Source organism: Modestobacter sp. VKM Ac-2984, from assembly GCF_026967985.1.
In the GTDB taxonomy this organism is placed as follows: domain Bacteria; phylum Actinomycetota; class Actinomycetes; order Mycobacteriales; family Geodermatophilaceae; genus Modestobacter.
Window position 1 is genome coordinate 197,575 of the sequence record NZ_JAPVBJ010000004.1, and the last position, 14,560, is coordinate 212,134.

General features: G+C 74.5%; 14 protein-coding genes. 7 read left to right on the forward strand and 7 right to left on the reverse strand.

The genetic code is table 11. The features are described from left to right. Positions 1-20 precede the first annotated feature (20 nt). Entirely contained in the window at positions 21-941 is a 921-nt protein-coding gene (locus tag O2W16_RS10745; protein WP_269158818.1) for a hypothetical protein, read from the reverse strand. 98 nt (positions 942-1,039) lie between these two features. Here O2W16_RS10745 and nucS point away from each other — a divergent pair, with 98 nt between their 5' ends. The 3 genes from nucS (at position 1,040) to O2W16_RS10760 (ending at position 3,972) form a co-directional block, all read left to right on the forward strand. Beyond that, the gene (nucS, locus tag O2W16_RS10750; protein WP_269158819.1) at positions 1,040-1,726 is read left to right on the forward strand and encodes an endonuclease NucS; all 687 of its coding nucleotides are present in this window, start codon (positions 1,040-1,042) and stop codon (positions 1,724-1,726) included. Between the two features lie 137 nt (positions 1,727-1,863). Next, complete coding sequence (locus O2W16_RS10755) at positions 1,864-3,645, forward strand: 3-hydroxyacyl-CoA dehydrogenase family protein (protein ID WP_269158820.1); 1,782 nt, start codon at positions 1,864-1,866, stop codon at positions 3,643-3,645. 72 nt (positions 3,646-3,717) lie between these two features. Then, positions 3,718-3,972 (forward strand): hypothetical protein, encoded by a 255-nt coding sequence (locus O2W16_RS10760; protein WP_269158821.1) that lies wholly within the window; start codon positions 3,718-3,720, stop codon positions 3,970-3,972. A 64-nt stretch (positions 3,973-4,036) separates the two neighbouring features. Here O2W16_RS10760 and O2W16_RS10765 read toward each other — a convergent pair whose 3' ends face one another. The 5 genes from O2W16_RS10765 to mce form a co-directional block, all read right to left on the reverse strand. After that, the gene (locus tag O2W16_RS10765) at positions 4,037-4,675 is read right to left on the reverse strand and encodes a class F sortase (protein ID WP_269158822.1); all 639 of its coding nucleotides are present in this window, start codon (positions 4,673-4,675) and stop codon (positions 4,037-4,039) included. 10 nt (positions 4,676-4,685) lie between these two features. Beyond that, the gene (locus tag O2W16_RS10770) at positions 4,686-5,546 is read right to left on the reverse strand and encodes a DUF4397 domain-containing protein (RefSeq protein WP_269158823.1); all 861 of its coding nucleotides are present in this window, start codon (positions 5,544-5,546) and stop codon (positions 4,686-4,688) included. An 80-nt stretch (positions 5,547-5,626) separates the two neighbouring features. Further along, on the reverse strand, positions 5,627-6,988 hold the full coding sequence (locus O2W16_RS10775) for a hypothetical protein (RefSeq protein WP_269158824.1): 1,362 nt from the start codon (positions 6,986-6,988) through the stop codon (positions 5,627-5,629). A gap of 78 nt (positions 6,989-7,066) precedes the next feature. Next, on the reverse strand, positions 7,067-8,398 hold the full coding sequence (gene ccrA, locus O2W16_RS10780) for a crotonyl-CoA carboxylase/reductase (RefSeq protein ID WP_269158825.1): 1,332 nt from the start codon (positions 8,396-8,398) through the stop codon (positions 7,067-7,069). A gap of 100 nt (positions 8,399-8,498) precedes the next feature. Then, entirely contained in the window at positions 8,499-8,951 is a 453-nt protein-coding gene (mce, locus tag O2W16_RS10785) for a methylmalonyl-CoA epimerase (protein WP_269158826.1), read from the reverse strand. A gap of 216 nt (positions 8,952-9,167) precedes the next feature. Here mce and O2W16_RS10790 point away from each other — a divergent pair, with 216 nt between their 5' ends. The 3 genes from O2W16_RS10790 to O2W16_RS10800 are packed head-to-tail and all read left to right on the forward strand — an operon-like array spanning position 9,168 to position 12,900. Continuing rightward, the gene (locus O2W16_RS10790; RefSeq protein WP_269158827.1) at positions 9,168-10,373 is read left to right on the forward strand and encodes an acetyl-CoA C-acetyltransferase; all 1,206 of its coding nucleotides are present in this window, start codon (positions 9,168-9,170) and stop codon (positions 10,371-10,373) included. Further along, positions 10,370-11,401 (forward strand): methylmalonyl Co-A mutase-associated GTPase MeaB, encoded by a 1,032-nt coding sequence (meaB, locus tag O2W16_RS10795; protein ID WP_269158828.1) that lies wholly within the window; start codon positions 10,370-10,372, stop codon positions 11,399-11,401. Before O2W16_RS10790 ends, meaB begins: the two co-directional genes overlap by 4 nt. Before the next feature lie 23 nt (positions 11,402-11,424). After that, positions 11,425-12,900 carry a phytoene desaturase family protein gene (locus O2W16_RS10800; RefSeq protein ID WP_269158829.1) on the forward strand — a complete coding sequence of 492 codons (1,476 nt, stop codon included), beginning with the start codon at positions 11,425-11,427 and terminating at the stop codon, positions 12,898-12,900. A gap of 92 nt (positions 12,901-12,992) precedes the next feature. On the opposite strand, the gene O2W16_RS10805 is transcribed toward O2W16_RS10800, so the two are convergent. Then, positions 12,993-13,865: an endonuclease domain-containing protein gene (locus O2W16_RS10805; protein WP_269158830.1), complete on the reverse strand. Its 873-nt coding sequence runs from the start codon at positions 13,863-13,865 to the stop codon at positions 12,993-12,995. 159 nt (positions 13,866-14,024) lie between these two features. Between O2W16_RS10805 and O2W16_RS10810 the strand changes: the two genes are divergently transcribed. After that, positions 14,025-14,534 (forward strand): MarR family winged helix-turn-helix transcriptional regulator, encoded by a 510-nt coding sequence (locus tag O2W16_RS10810; RefSeq protein WP_269158831.1) that lies wholly within the window; start codon positions 14,025-14,027, stop codon positions 14,532-14,534. Positions 14,535-14,560 lie beyond the last annotated feature (26 nt).

A 14,560-nucleotide genomic window follows, 5' to 3' on the forward strand; every position in this document is an offset into this window, starting at 1 on the left:
CGGGCGGGCGCCGGACCGCCTCAGCCGGTGAGGTCGGCGCAGCCGGACTCGTGTGGCAGCAGCGGGCGGAAGGTGATCGACCAGCGCTCGCCCTCCGCACCGACCCAGGGGGTCAGGGCGGTGGCGTCCCGGGCCGCGTCGGCGACGGCCTGCGCCTGGTCGCCCGTCGCCGTCACGCAGGTCACCCCGGGCGCGATCGGCTCGCCCGGCAGGGCCGGCCCCGGCCAGGGCAGCTCCGGGTGGGACAGCTCGTCGCCCGGCTCCGTCCACGGCCTGGCCAGCGCGGCGACCGCCTCCGGGCGGTACGACTCCGGCGTCTGACCCTCGCTGTAGAGGGTCTGCGAGAGGTCGGTCAGGTCGTCGAGCAGGTCCTGCAGCTGCGCCCGCGCCTCCTCCTGCTCCTCGGTGATCCCACCGGCGTCCGGCTCCCCGGGGAGCCCCCCGGTGCTCTCCCGGAGCGCGTAGACCTCTCGCTGCAGGCTGCGCTCCGCGGTGTTGAGGGTGAACCGGGTGGAGGTGGCATCGGCCAGTGGCGGGGAGCCCAGGTCGGCCGTCTCGGCGATGCCGGCGTCCAGCGCCCGCTCGGCGAGCTCCCGCACGGTGGCCTGGTCGACCTGCTGCACCTGCACGTTGGGCCAGGCCGGCGCGGGGTAGATGTCCGGCACCGGCCCCTGGGTGATCACCCGGCCGTCGGCGTAGACGGTCACGATCGGCAGCCGCGCGGCCAGCATCTCCGGCGTGGTGAAGCCGCCGACATCGGCGACCTGGAGCACCAGCGCGTCCTCGCCCTCCGGCAGCGAGACGGTCTCCGACTCCGTCGGCGTCTCGCCGGACGGGCCGGGTGGCGCGGCTCCGGTGCCGCCCCGTTCGGCGCAGGCGGTCAGCAGCAGGGTCGCCAGCGCCAGGCCGACGGCGGGACGGAGGACAGGTGAGTTCCGCACGGGGAGTACACGGCTCGGCGGCCCACGGGGTTCCACCGGGTCCTGCGCGGTCCCGCCGGTGCGGAGCGCGGGTCGGACAGCCGGTAGCGTCGTCGTCCGTGCGCCTGGTCATTGCCCGCTGTTCCGTGGACTACATCGGGCGGCTCACCGCCCACCTCCCGCCGGCCACCCGGCTGCTGCTGGTCAAGGCCGACGGCTCGGTGTCCATCCACGCCGACGACCGGGCCTACAAGCCGCTGAACTGGATGAGCCCGCCGTGCTCGGTCACGGAGGAGCTGACGGACTCTCCGGACGGCGGCACAGCGGGCACCTGGACGGTCACCAACAAGGCCGGCGAGCAGCTGATCATCACCATCGAGTCGGTCGAGCACGACTCCCGGCACGACCTCGGCGTCGACCCCGGCCTGCAGAAGGACGGCGTGGAGGCCGACCTCCAGCGACTGCTCGCGCTGCACGTGGAGACCTTCGGCGAGGGGTGGTCGCTGGTGCGCCGGGAGTACCCGACCGCGATCGGCCCGGTCGACCTGCTCTGCCGGGACGCCAGTGGCACGACGGTGGCCGTGGAGATCAAGCGCCGCGGCGAGATCGACGGGGTCGAGCAGCTGACCCGCTACCTGGAGCTGCTCAACCGCGACTCGCGGCTGGCCCCGGTCAAGGGCGTGTTCGCGGCGCAGGAGATCAAGCCGCAGGCCCGGGTGCTGGCCGCCGACCGGGGCATCGACTGCCTGACCGTCGACTACGCCGTCCTCAAGGGCACCGACGACCCGTCGCAGCGCCTCTTCTAGAAGGGCCCCGTCGCCCCCCACCACCCGCTCCGCGCGCGGCGGGCCCCTGCGACGGGGCCCGACTACCGGCCGGTAGCGACCTGGCGGCCGGGTGGTGCGAAACTGCTCGGGATCACCGACGGTGGAGGGACGGCAACGTGGCCAGAGAACTGACCGAGGTCGGCGTGGTGGGGCTGGGCACGATGGGTGCCGGCATCGCCGAGGTGCTCGCCCGGGCCGGGTTGTCGGTGACGGCGGTCGAGGTGACCGACGAGGCGCTGGCGCGCGGCCGGGCGCACGTCGAGCAGTCCACCGGCAAGGCCGTCGCCCGCGGGAAGCTCGAGGCCGGTGACCGCGACGTCATCCTGTCCCGGATCCGGTTCACCACGGTGATGGAGGACCTCGCCGTCGCAGAGCTGGTCGTGGAGGCCATCCCGGAGCGGATGGAGCTCAAGGCCCAGCTGTTCTCCAAGCTGGACGCGATCTGCCCGCCGGACACCATCCTGGCGACCAACACCTCCAGCCTGTCGGTCACCGAGCTGTCGGTCACCACCGGCCGCCCCGGCAAGGTCATCGGGATGCACTTCTTCAACCCCGCACCGGTGATGAAGCTGGTCGAGATCGTGCGCACCGTGGTCACCGAGCCGTCGGTGGTCGAGGACGTCGAGGCGCTGGCCGCGCGGCTGGGCAAGATCGACGTGACGATCGGCGACAAGGCGGGGTTCATCGCCAACGCCCTGCTGTTCGGCTACCTCAACCACGCCGTCTCGATGTTCGAGAACCGCTACGCCAGCCGCGAGGACATCGACGCCGCGATGCGCCTGGGCTGCGGCCTGCCGATGGGCCCGCTCGCGCTGATGGACCTCATCGGGATCGACACCGCCTACGAGATCCTCGTGACGATGTACCAGCAGTCCCGGGACCGGCTGCACGCGCCCGCGCCGATCATCAAGCAGATGATGACCGCCGGGCTGCTGGGCCGGAAGACCGGCCGCGGCTTCTACACCTACGCCGGCCGCGACTCCGCCGAGGTCGTGCCCGACGCTGCGACGCCGACCACCGGCGGGGTCACCGAGGGGGCCCGCCCGATCCGCAGCGTCGGCGTGGTGGGCTCCGGGACGATGGCCGTCGGCATCATCGAGGTCGTCGCGAAGGGCGGGTACGACGTCACCTTCGTGGCCCGGACGCTGGACAAGGTCGAGGCCGTGCAGCACGCGCTGACCCGGTCGCTGGACAAGCAGGTCGCCCGCGGCCGGCTGGAGGAGGCCGAACGGGACGCCGCCCTGGCCCGGGTCACCGGCTCCGCGCAGCTGGACGACCTCGCCGGGGCCGACCTGGTCATCGAGGCCGTGGTCGAGCACCTGGGGGTCAAGCAGGCGCTGTTCGCCGCGCTCGGGGAGATCGCCAAGCCCGGCGCGGTGCTCGCGACCACGACGTCCAGCCTGCCGGTCATCGAGTGCGCCAAGGCCAGCGAGCGTCCCGGTGACGTCGTCGGCCTGCACTTCTTCAACCCCGCGCCGGTGATGAAGCTGGTCGAGGTCGTCTCGACGATCGCCACCGAGCCCGACGTCGCCGCCACCGCGCACGCGCTGTGCGCGCAGGTGGGCAAGCACGCGGTCTCCTGCACCGACCGGGCCGGGTTCGTCGTCAACGCGCTGCTGTTCCCCTACCTCAACGACGCGGTCAAGATGCTCGAGGCGCACTACGCCACCGCCGACGACATCGACGCGGCGATGAAGGTCGGCTGCGGTTACCCGATGGGCCCCTTCGAGCTGCTGGACGTCGTCGGTCTGGACGTCGCCCTGGCGATCGAGCGCGAGCTGTACACCGAGTTCCGCGAGCCCGGCTTCGCCCCGGCGCCGCTGCTCGAGCACCTGGTGACCGCCGGCTACCTGGGCCGCAAGGCCGGGCGCGGCTTCCGCGACCACGCGAACCGGTAGCCGGTGCCCCGCCGAGGTGGCTCACGGCGTGGTCCTGGGCGCGCCCGGTCCGCGCAGCCGGGGCGTGGGCCGGTGGCGGCCCGGCAGCCGGTCGAGGAGGCCGCGGACGGCGACTGGGTGGTGCGGCCGCTCACCGGGGCCGGCAGCGACAAGAGCTACCGCTGCCCGGGCTGTGACCAGATGATCCCGCCGCGGACCCCGCACGTGGTCAGCTGGCCGGCCTACGCCCGGGACTCCGACCTGGACCCGTGGGACACCGACTCCGCCTCCGACTGGCGGCGGCACTGGCACACCGCCTGCTGGCGGGCCCGCGACCGCCGCAGGTGAAGGACCCCACTGCCCCCCCACCACTCGCAAGCTCGCGGCGGGACCCTGCAGCGGGGCCGTTCCATCATCCTGCGGATGCGTGGACGACGACGTTGTCGGTGTAGCTGCGGCGGCTGCGGTCGAAGGCCCCGCCGCAGGTGATCAGCCGGAGCTCGGCGCCGGTGGTCGGCCCGTAGACCTCCTCGGCCGGGAAGTCGCCCTTGGGGTGGGCGGACACCCGGGTCACCGTGAACGTCACCGGCCGGCCGTCCCCGCCGGTGACGACCACCTGGTCCCCGGCGGCGAGCTCCTCCAGCCGGGCGAACGCCCCGGGGCCGGTGTGGTCGTCGACGTGCCCGGCCAGCACCGCCGGCCCCACCTCGCCGGGCGCCGGGCCGGCGGTGAACCAGCCCGCCTGCTGGACGTCGGTCGGGGGCACGAGGGCGCCTGCGTCGTCCACGCCGATCGGCACGAGGTCGGCGTCCACGCCGATCGCGGCGATGCGCAGCCCGACCGGGGGCGCCACGGTCGGCTCCGCCCGCACCGCCGCAGCGGGGCCGAGGGGCACCGCGGCGGGCGGAGACGCCACCGCGGTGCTGTGGACGGCGTCGGCGGGGCGGTCCACCAGGGCCATCCCACCGGCGAGGACGGCCACCGCGAGCAGCCCCGCCCGCAGCGCCGTCAGCCGGTGGCGGCCCGGTCGGGAGAGGGTCGAGGTCGTCATCGTCGGCAGGTCAGGACGTCGGGGACCCGGGACGGGGGCGGCGCAGGCCGACGGCCAGCAGCAGTGCGGTGAGGGACAGGGCGGCGAGAGCTGCGCGGCCGACCGGGGGGCCGTCGTCCGTGGCGGTACCGCCGGCGCCGGCCTCCACGCCGCCGACCGGCACGACGCCGGGGGCCGCGGCGTCCAGGGTGGTGGTCACGGTGAGCCCGCCGTCCGGGCGGTCCAGGACGAGCACGGTGCGGACCGATCCGGCGGCGAGGTCGACCGGGAGCTCGACCGGGGTGCCGCCGGAGTCGGTGACGACGAGCGTCCCTGGGCCGCCGGGCACGTCGACGGGCTCGGTGGAGTCGGCGAACGCCAGGTCGGAGGCGAGCACGGTGCCTCCGCCCAGAGCGACGTCCAGTGGGGAGCCGGTCGCCGCGGCGTTGACCACCCGGACCCGGGCGGCACCGGCCGGCGGGAGGGTGAGGTCGTCGGTGTCGACGGCGAGGCCCAGGTCGGCGAACAGCCCGACGCCGGCGACCGTGGTCGCGGTTCCCGGCGCCACGGTGACGGTGGTGGCGAGCACCGGGGGGCTGGCCTGGTCGGCGCCGGCCGCCCGCACGCTCACGGTGTAGCTGCCGGCGGGGACCCGCTGGTAGGCCGAGACGTCGCCGTAGCCGACCGCGGGCAGCAGGACCTGGGCCTCCGGGGCGGCGACCGAGTCGATGGAGGCGTCGACCGACGGGGTGTCGGGGGAGAGGTGCATCATCCGCACCAGACCGGTGTCCTCCGCGGGTGCGGCGGACGCCGCCGGGGCCGCCAGCAACCCGACGGCGCACAGGGCGGCGCCGAGCACGGCGATCAGCGCGGTCCGAGACGACCCGGGCACGGTGGTCCTCTCCGGTGGTGGTCGATCACCCACGCCCGGCCCGGTGCTCCGGACGGGTCCGTCGAGGAACAGGGCGGCGGTCAGCCCCGGTTCGCCGGGGGAGGACCGCCCTGCCCGGCCGGCACGGCCGGGGTCGGCTGGACCCGGGTGGCCGGACCGCGGGCAGGGACCGGCGGCGTCTGCCGCACGCCGGGCTGGGGTCGCTGCTGAGGTGCCTGCTCGGCCGCCGGCTGCTCCGCCGTCGTCCGGTCCTCGACCGGAGCCTGCTCGACCGGAGGCTGCTGGGCCGGAGCCTGCTGGGCCGGCGTGCTCTGGGTCGGGTGTGCCGGCGCCGGGGTCCGGACCGGCTGCTGCACGCCGGCCGCGGGTGCCGGCTGGGCCGGTACCGACTCGGTCCGGACCGCCTGCACCGGGACCGCCTGGGTCTGGGCGGCCGCCGGCTCCGGGGTGGGCTGCGTGGCCGGCGCCGCCGGGCGCTGGTCCGCACCCGACTGCTCCTCGGTCGGCTGCTCCTGCTGCGCGGACTCCGCCGGGGCGGGCTGCGGCGACCGGGCTGCCGCACGCTGCTCGGCCGGAGCCGCCGGCTGGGCGTCCTCGGCCGGCTGCGGCTGGTCGGACAGGTCGGGCAGCCGGCCGAGCAGGGTCCGGACGTCGGCCAGCCGGCGGGTCAGGTCGTCCCGGACCTTCCCGATCGCGGCCGCGGCGGCCTCGGCCTCGGCGACCGTGCGGTGGGCCCGCTCGTCGGCCTCGGCGACCCGCTGCTGGGCGGTGGCGACCGAGGCCTGCTCGCGCTCCTGCTCCAGCCGGGCGGCCTCGCTCCGGCGGGCGCGCTGGGCGATCTCGAAGTCCTGCTCGGCCTTGGCGCGGCGGGCCTGGGAGTCGTTGTCGAGCCGGGTCACCCGCTCCTGGGCCTTGGTGACCAGGTCGTCGGCGCGGGCCTGGGCGACCGCGGCGATCTGCTCGGCGTGCTGCCGTGCCTCGGCGACCAGGCGTTCGGCCTCGGCCCGGCTGGCGGCCGAGCGCTCCCCGAGCGCGCGCTCCTCACCGGCGATCCGCTCGCGGATCGCCTCCGCCTCGGCGGCCACGGCCGCCTGCAGCTGGGCGGCCTGCTCCTCGGCCGAACGCCGGATCTCCGCCGCCTCGTCCTGCGCGAGCTGCAGCATGTTGGAGATGCGCTCGCCCATGTTCTCGAACGTGGGGGCGCTCGCGCTGGCGGCCCGGCGTCGCAGCGACTCGACCTCGCCGTGCAGCGCCTGCAGCTGGCGGGCGAGGTCGGCCGACCGGGACACGGCGGCGTCCCGGTCGGCCAGCGCCACGTGCAGGTCGGCGTCGAGACCGGCCAGCGTCTCGGCGACCTGGTCGCGGTCGTACCCCTTGCGCACCACGTCGAAGGTGGGGCCGCCGTCGCGGTAACCGAACTCGTCGTCGCGGGGGTCGCTCATGGCGTCATCCTCGCATTGATCGAAGGTGTGGTCAGCGTGTCGAGGGCCGCACCCAGCGAACTCCCAGGTAGCCCCTCGTCAGACGTCCCGGAAGCGGTTGATCGCGGTGAGGTGCCGTTCCCGCTTGGCGTGGTCCTTGACGCCCAGGCCCTCCTCCGGGGCGAGGGTCAGCACGCCCACCTTGCCCTGGTGCAGGTTGCGGTGGACGTCGTAGGCGGCCTGGCCCACGTCGTCCATGGCGTAGGTCTTGGACAGCGTCGGGTGGATCAGCCCGCGGTCGATCAGCCGGTTGGCCTCCCAGGCCTCGCGGTAGTTGGCGAAGTGCGAGCCGACGATCCGCTTGAGGTTCATCCAGAGGTAGCGGTTGTCGTACTGGTGCAGGAAGCCGCTGGTCGAGGCGCAGGTGACGATCGTGCCGCCCTTCTTGGCGACGTAGACGCTGGCGCCGAAGGTCTCCCGCCCGGGGTGCTCGAAGACGATGTCGGAGTCGTCCCCGCCCGTCAGCTCGCGGATCTTCGCGCCGAGCCGCTGCCACTCCTTCGGGTCCTGGGTCTCCTCGTCCTTCCAGAACCGGTAGCCCTCCGCGGAGCGGTCGATGACCAGCTCGGCGCCCATCCGGCGGACGATCTCGGCCTTCTCCGGGCTGCTCACCACGCACACCGGGATGGCCCCGCCGTTGAGCGCCATCTGGGTGGCGTAGGAGCCGAGCCCGCCGGAGGCGCCCCAGATGAGGACGACGTCGCCCTGCTTCATGTTGGCGCCGTTGTGGCTGACCAACTGACGGTAGGCGGTGGAGTTGACCAGCCCGGGACAGGCCGCCTCCTCCCACGTGAGGTGCGCCGGCTTGGGCATGAGCTGGTTGCTCTTCACCAGCGAGAGCTCGGCCAGGCCGCCGAAGTTGGTCTCGAAGCCCCAGATCCGCTGCTGGGGGTCCATCATCGTGTCGTCGTGGCCGGCCGGGTCCTCGAGCTCGACGGACAGGCAGTGGGCGACGACCTCGTCGCCGGGCTTCCACCTGTTGACGCCGGGGCCGACCCGCACCACGACGCCGGAGAGGTCCGAGCCCACCACGTGGTAGGGCAGGTCGTGCTTCTTGGTCAGCTCGTTGAGCCGGCCGTACCGGGCGAGGAACCCGAAGGTGGAGACCGGCTCGAAGATCGACGTCCAGACGGTGTTGTAGTTCACCGAGGAGGCCATCACCGCGATCAGCGCCTCGCCCGGCCCGATCTCCGGGGTCGGCACCTCCTCCACGTGGAGTGCCTTGCGGGGGTCCTTGTCCTTGGTGGGCAGGCCCTCGAACATGTCCTGCTCGTCGCGGCGGACCAGCACGGCACGGTAGGACTCCGGTGTCGGGAGTCCTCCGATCGCGTCGAGCTGGTCGGCGAGGACGGCGTCTCTGATCTGGTCCATGCGTGCGCTCCCGGGTCGTCATTGGCTCGGAGGGGCAGTGCGGTGGCCGGAGGTTACTGGCTGGTAGCTCCGGCTGACCAGGTCGTGTGACCCACGCAACTCATCCCTGCGCGGCGGGCTCGACCAGCTCGACGAGCACCCCGCCGGCGTCCTTCGGGTGCACGAAGTTGACCCGGCTGCCCGACGTGCCGCGCCGGGGCTCGTCGTAGAGCAGCCGCATGCCGCGCTCGCGCAGCGTCGCGCTCGCCGCCTCGACGTCGGCGACCCGGAACGCCAGCTGCTGCAGGCCCGGGCCGGAACGGCCGATGAACTTCGCGATCGTCGACTCGGGGGTCAGTGGGGCGAGCAGCTGGACCCGGGTCTCGCCGTCGCCGACCGCGAGCATCGCCTCGCGCACGCCCTGCTCCTCGTTGGTCTCCTCGTGCACCGAGTGGATGCCGAAGGTCGCCGCGTAGAAGGCGATCGCCTCGTCCAGGTCGGGCACGGCGATGCCGACATGGTCGATCGTGGTGAACAGGCCGGTGTGCGCGTCGTCGGGCACGGCGGAGGTCATGCGCGCATCCTGCCGCTGCCGATCGCCCGGGGGCAGTCGGTTGTGACCGGCTTCACGTCCTGTCGATGGCCTCGGTCGCCGGTCCGGACCCGTTGGGCGGCGTGAGCCCTATCCTGACCACAGCCCGTGGTGTCCCGACGGCCCGCCCCGAGGGACCACGCGGTGTCCTGCCGAGACGGTCGCCAACGGCGGTGACCGGGAGTCACTGGAGCCTCGATGAGCCAGCCCGCATCCACCCGTTCCGTCATCGTCGGGGGTGCTCGCACCCCGATGGGCCGCCTGCTCGGCTCGTTGAAGGACTTCTCCGCCGCCGACCTGGGCGGGGTGGCGATCAAGGCGGCGCTCGAGCGCGCCGGCGTCACCGGCGACCAGGTGGACTACGTGATCATGGGCCACGTCATCCAGGCCGGGGCCGGCCAGAACCCCGCCCGGCCCGCCGCCGTCGCCGGTGGCATCCCGATGTCGGTGCCCTCGTTCACCCTGAACAAGGTGTGCCTGTCCGGCCTGGACGCGATCGCGCTGGCCGACCAGCTGATCCGGGCCGGTGAGTTCGAGGTCGTGGTGGCCGGTGGCATGGAGTCGATGACCCAGGCGCCGCACCTGCTGCCCACCTCGCGCACCGGCACCAAGTACGGCGACGCCACGCTGGTCGACGCGATGGCGCACGACGGGCTCACCGACACCTTCGACCAGGTGGCCATGGGGGCGCTCACCGAGCAGGCCAACAGCCGCTACGGGCTGACCCGCGAGGAGCAGGACGCGTTCGCCGCCGCCAGCCACCAGAAGGCCGCCGCCGCCCAGAAGAACGGCCTGTTCGACGACGAGATCACCCCGGTGCTCATCCCGCAGCGCAAGGGCGACCCGATCGAGTTCCGCGAGGACGAGGGCATCCGCCCGGACACCACCGCGGAGAGCCTGGGCCGGCTGAAGCCCGCCTTCTCGAAGGACGGCACGATCACCGCGGCCACCTCCTCGCAGATCTCCGACGGCGCCTGCGCGGTCGTGGTCATGTCCGCGGCGAAGGCCGAGGAGCTGGGGCTGACCGTGCTCGCCGAGATCGGTGCGCACGGCGTGGTCGCCGGGCCGGACGCGACGCTGCAGAGCCAGCCCGCGCGGGCGATCGCCAAGGCCTGCGCCCGGGAGGGGATCGACCCCGCCGACCTGGACCTGGTCGAGCTCAACGAGGCGTTCGCCGCCGTGGGCATCGTCTCCACCCGCGAGCTGGCGGTCGACGAGGAGAAGGTGAACCCCAACGGCGGCGCCATCGCGCTGGGCCACCCGATCGGGATGAGCGGTGCCCGGCTCGTGCTGCACCTGGTGCTGGAGCTGGGCCGCCGCGGTGGCGGGGTCGGTGCCGCGGCGCTGTGCGGCGGCGGCGGCCAAGGCGACGCGCTGATCCTGCACGTGCCCGCCCGGGCGTGACGTCCCAGCCCGAGGGCACCGCCGTCCAGACGCCGGCCGCCGTGGTCCCGTCCGGGCGGCGGGGTCGCCGGGCGGCCGACGTCGGCACCCTGGTCTCCCGGGCCCGCGAGGGGGACGCCCGCTCGGTGGCCCGGCTGATCTCGCTCGTCGAGGACGCCAGCCCGCTGCTGCGTGAGGTCGCCGCCGCGCTGGCGCCGCACACCGGGCGGGCCCGGGTCCTGGGGCTCACCGGGCCGCCCGGCGTGGGCAAGTCGACGACGACCACCGCCCTCGTGCGCGCCTTCCGGGACGCCGGCCAGCGGGTCGGGGTCCTGGCGGTCGACCCGTCGTCCCCGTTCTCCGGCGGGGCACTGCTGGGCGACCGGGTGCGGATGCAGGACCACGCCGGGGACAGCGGCGTCTTCATCCGCTCGATGGCCTCCCGCGGCCACCTCGGTGGGCTGGCCTGGGCGACCCCCCAGGCGCTGCGGGTGCTCGACGCCGCCGGGTGCGACGTCGTCCTGGTGGAGACCGTCGGGGTCGGGCAGTCGGAGCTGGAGGTCGCCTCGCTCGCGGACACGACGCTGGTGCTGCTGGCGCCGGGGATGGGCGACGGGATCCAGGCCGCCAAGGCCGGCATCCTCGAGGTCGCCGACGTCTTCGTCGTCAACAAGGCCGACCGGGACGGCGCGGACACCACGGTGCGCGACCTGCGGGCGATGCTCTCCCTCGGCGGCCGGCACACCGAGTCCGGTGCCTGGCGCCCGCCGATCGTGAAGACGGTCGCCTCCCGCGAGACCGACAACGGGGTCGCCGACGTCATGGCCCGGCTCGACGAGCACGCGGACTGGCTGGCCTCCTCGGGCGAGGGGCGCCGGCGCCGGGTCGAGCGCGCCGCCCGGGAGGTCGAGGCGATCGCGGTCGCCGGGCTGCGGGAGCGGATGGGCGACGTCTCCGGGTCGGCGGCGCTCGGCGCGCTGGCCGAGCAGGTGGTGGCGGGGGAGACCGACCCCTACCGCGCGGCCGACGAGCTCATCGCGCAGCTGTAGGAGGCGGCGGGCAGGATGGCGGCGTGAACGGGACCCCGGATGCCGTCGTCGTCGGAGCCGGACCCAACGGACTGGCGGGTGCGCTGCGGCTGGCCGCGGCCGGGCTCTCGGTGCGGGTGGTGGAGCGCGGCGAGCGGGCCGGTGGTGGCCTGCGCACCGAGGAGGTGACGCTGCCCGGGTACCGGCACGACATCTGCGCCTCGGTGCACCCGATGGCCGCGACCGCACCGTTCTTCCGCGAGTTCGACCTCGCCTCCCGGGGGGTCCGGCTGCTCCAGCCGGAGATCAACTTCGCCCACCCGCTGGACGGCGGCCGCGCTGCCCTCTCCCACCACTCGCTGGAGCAGACCGCGGCCGGGCTGGGCCGGGACGGGCGCGGCTACCGCCGGCTCTTCGGTCCGCTGCTGCGCCAGGCGGACGAGATCACCGACTTCTTCCTGACGTCGGCGTTCCGGCGGCTGCCGCCGGTCAAGGGGTTCGCCGGGATCGCCGGCTTCGGGCTGCAGGGGCTGCCCAGCGTCGGCTGGCTGGCCCGCCGGCACTTCGACGACGATGCGGCCCGCGCGCTGATCGCCGGCGCGGCCGCCCACGGGATGCTCGACCTCAGCCGCCCGCTCACCGCAGCGCTCGGCATGTTCCTGGGGATGATGAGCCACCACCGCGGCTGGCCGCTGGTCGAGGGCGGCTCGCAGCAGCTGGCCGACGCGATGGTCACCGCGCTGGAGCAGCAGGGCGGTGAGGTGGTCACCGGCCACGAGGTCACCGACCTGCGCGAGTTCGACGGCGTCCCGGCCGTGCTGCTGGACACCTCGCCCAGCGCGTTCGTCGCGATGGCCGGCAACCAGGTCTCCGACGGCTACCGGCGCTGGGTGAAGCGGTACAAGCACGGGCCGGGGGTCTTCAAGGTCGACTGGGCGCTGTCCGAGCCGGTGCCGTGGACCAACCCCGACGTCCGCCGGGCCGGGACGGTGCACGTCGCCGGGACGATGGAGGAGACGATCGCCGGGGAGGCGGCGCCGGCCGCGGGGCGGATCTCCGACCAGCCCTACGTGCTCGCCGTCCAGCCCACGGTCGTCGACCCTTCCCGTGCGCCCGAGGGCGGGCACGTCTTCTGGGCCTACGTGCACGTGCCGCACGGCTCGACCGTCGACATGACCGAGGCGATCGAGGCGCAGGTCGAGCGGTTCGCCCCGGGGTTCCGCGACACGATCCTGGCCCGGCGCACCATGCACGCCGGGGAGATGGAGCACTGGAACCCCAACGACGTCGGCGGGGACATCTCCAACGGCGAGGCGTCGCTGCGGCAGATGCTCGCCCGGCCGGTGCCGCGGTGGAACACCTACAAGACCCCGGTCCGCGGCACCTACCTGGCGTCCTCGGCGACCCCGCCCGGGCCCGCGGTGCACGGCCACTGCGGCGACAACGCCGCCCGGGTCGCCCTGCGCGAGGTCTTCGGCATCCGTGACGCCCCGGCGCTCCGCCCCGCCCCGCCCACCTGACCCGCGGCCGCTCCTCGCCCCCGGGCGGCGAGATGCGACTGGCCGCGGTGTCCGCCCGCGGTGACACCGCGTCCAGGCGTTCCTCGGCGTCATCAGGTGAGGGCCGCCGCAATGCGGTCGAGCAGCTGGTCCGGTCGGTGCAGGTCGGCTGCGGTCACGAACAGCACCCGCCAGCCTGCGGCGAGCAGCCGGTTGAGCCGCTGGCGGTCGGCGGCGAACTGGCCGGGCTCGGCGTGCCACATCCCGTCGTACTCGAGGGCCAGCCGGTGCGCCGGCCAGGCGAAGTCGACCCGGGCCACGAAGCGACCCCGGTGACGCACCGTGAACTGTGCGACCGGCGGGGGGAGCGACGAGCCGCCGATGAGCAGCCGCACCCGCGTCTCCTGGGGAGACCCAGCGAGTCCGTCGGCCAGACGCGGCACCTCCCGGACGGTGCGGCAGTCGCGTCCGGTCGCCGTCGCGGCGGACGCTCGGACAGCTCCCAGGTCGACGATCCCGGCAGCGGCGAACCGGTCGACCAGCGCCACCGCCTCGGCGACCGGGCGGGTCCGGGCCAGGTCGAGGGTCGTCCGGACCGGTGACGTCACTGGCACCTCACGCAGCAGCCGCACCTCCGACGGGTCGACCGCACCGCGTCGTACCCGGAGTCCGTGGGTCGCGCCGGCCCGGCAGGCGGCCGGCAGCACGAGCTCGACGTCGTCGTCGGTCTCGGCCACGGGGACGCCCCACCAGGTGGCTGCGCTGCGTCCGCAGACCACGGATCCCGGCAGCAACAGGCGTGCCGCGGCCTTCGCCCGCAGGTCGTGGGTGACGAGTAGGGAGGCGCAGGCATAGACGTCCGGGAAGAGCCGGACCCACGCGCGACTGCGCAGCTGGGCGGGCGTCAGGTGGCCGTCGCGCACGGCCGCCGATCCGCGGAACAGGCGCCCGCGCAGGGCGGTCGGTCGGGTGGGCTGAGGTGGCACGGCCGCAGCCTGCCGCCCGGTGGAGGTCCCGCGCTGACGTCGTCCACAGGCGGCCGGCGAGACGCGGTCCGGCGCGGTGTCAGTCTCACCGGATGCCGCGATCGGGCGCATCTCGGCGGTGGCGGCCGGGTGCGCCGGCGGAGAACTAGCCTCCCGGTCATGGTGCGACCGCTGGGCCTGCCGTTCGACCCGATCGAGCGCGCCGCCGAGAGCTGGGCGCAGCACTTCGGCCCGGCCGCCTCGATGCGGGCGGCGACGAGCGTGTTCCGGGTGCAGCAGATCCTGCTGGCCCGCTTCGACGAGGCGCTCAAGCCACACGGGCTCACCTTCGCCCGGTACGAGGTGCTGGTGCTGCTGACCTTCTCCCGCACCGGGCAGCTGCCGCTGAAGGTGATCGGCAGCCGGCTGATGGTGCACCCGACCAGCGTCACCAACGCGATCGAGCGGCTGGTGGCGGCCGGGTACGTCGAGCGGCGGCCCAACCCCGCCGACGGCCGCGGGGTGCTGGCCGCGATCACCGCGGCCGGGCGGGACGTCGTCCCGCGCGCGACCGAGGCGCTGACCAGCCAGGACTTCGGGCTCGCCGACCTGCCCGAGGCGGAGCTGGACGTGCTGTTCGACGTGCTCAAGAAGGTCCGCCTCGGCGCGGGGGACGTCGCCGGCGACTGACCCGTGCAGGGGTGGCCGCAAAGTAG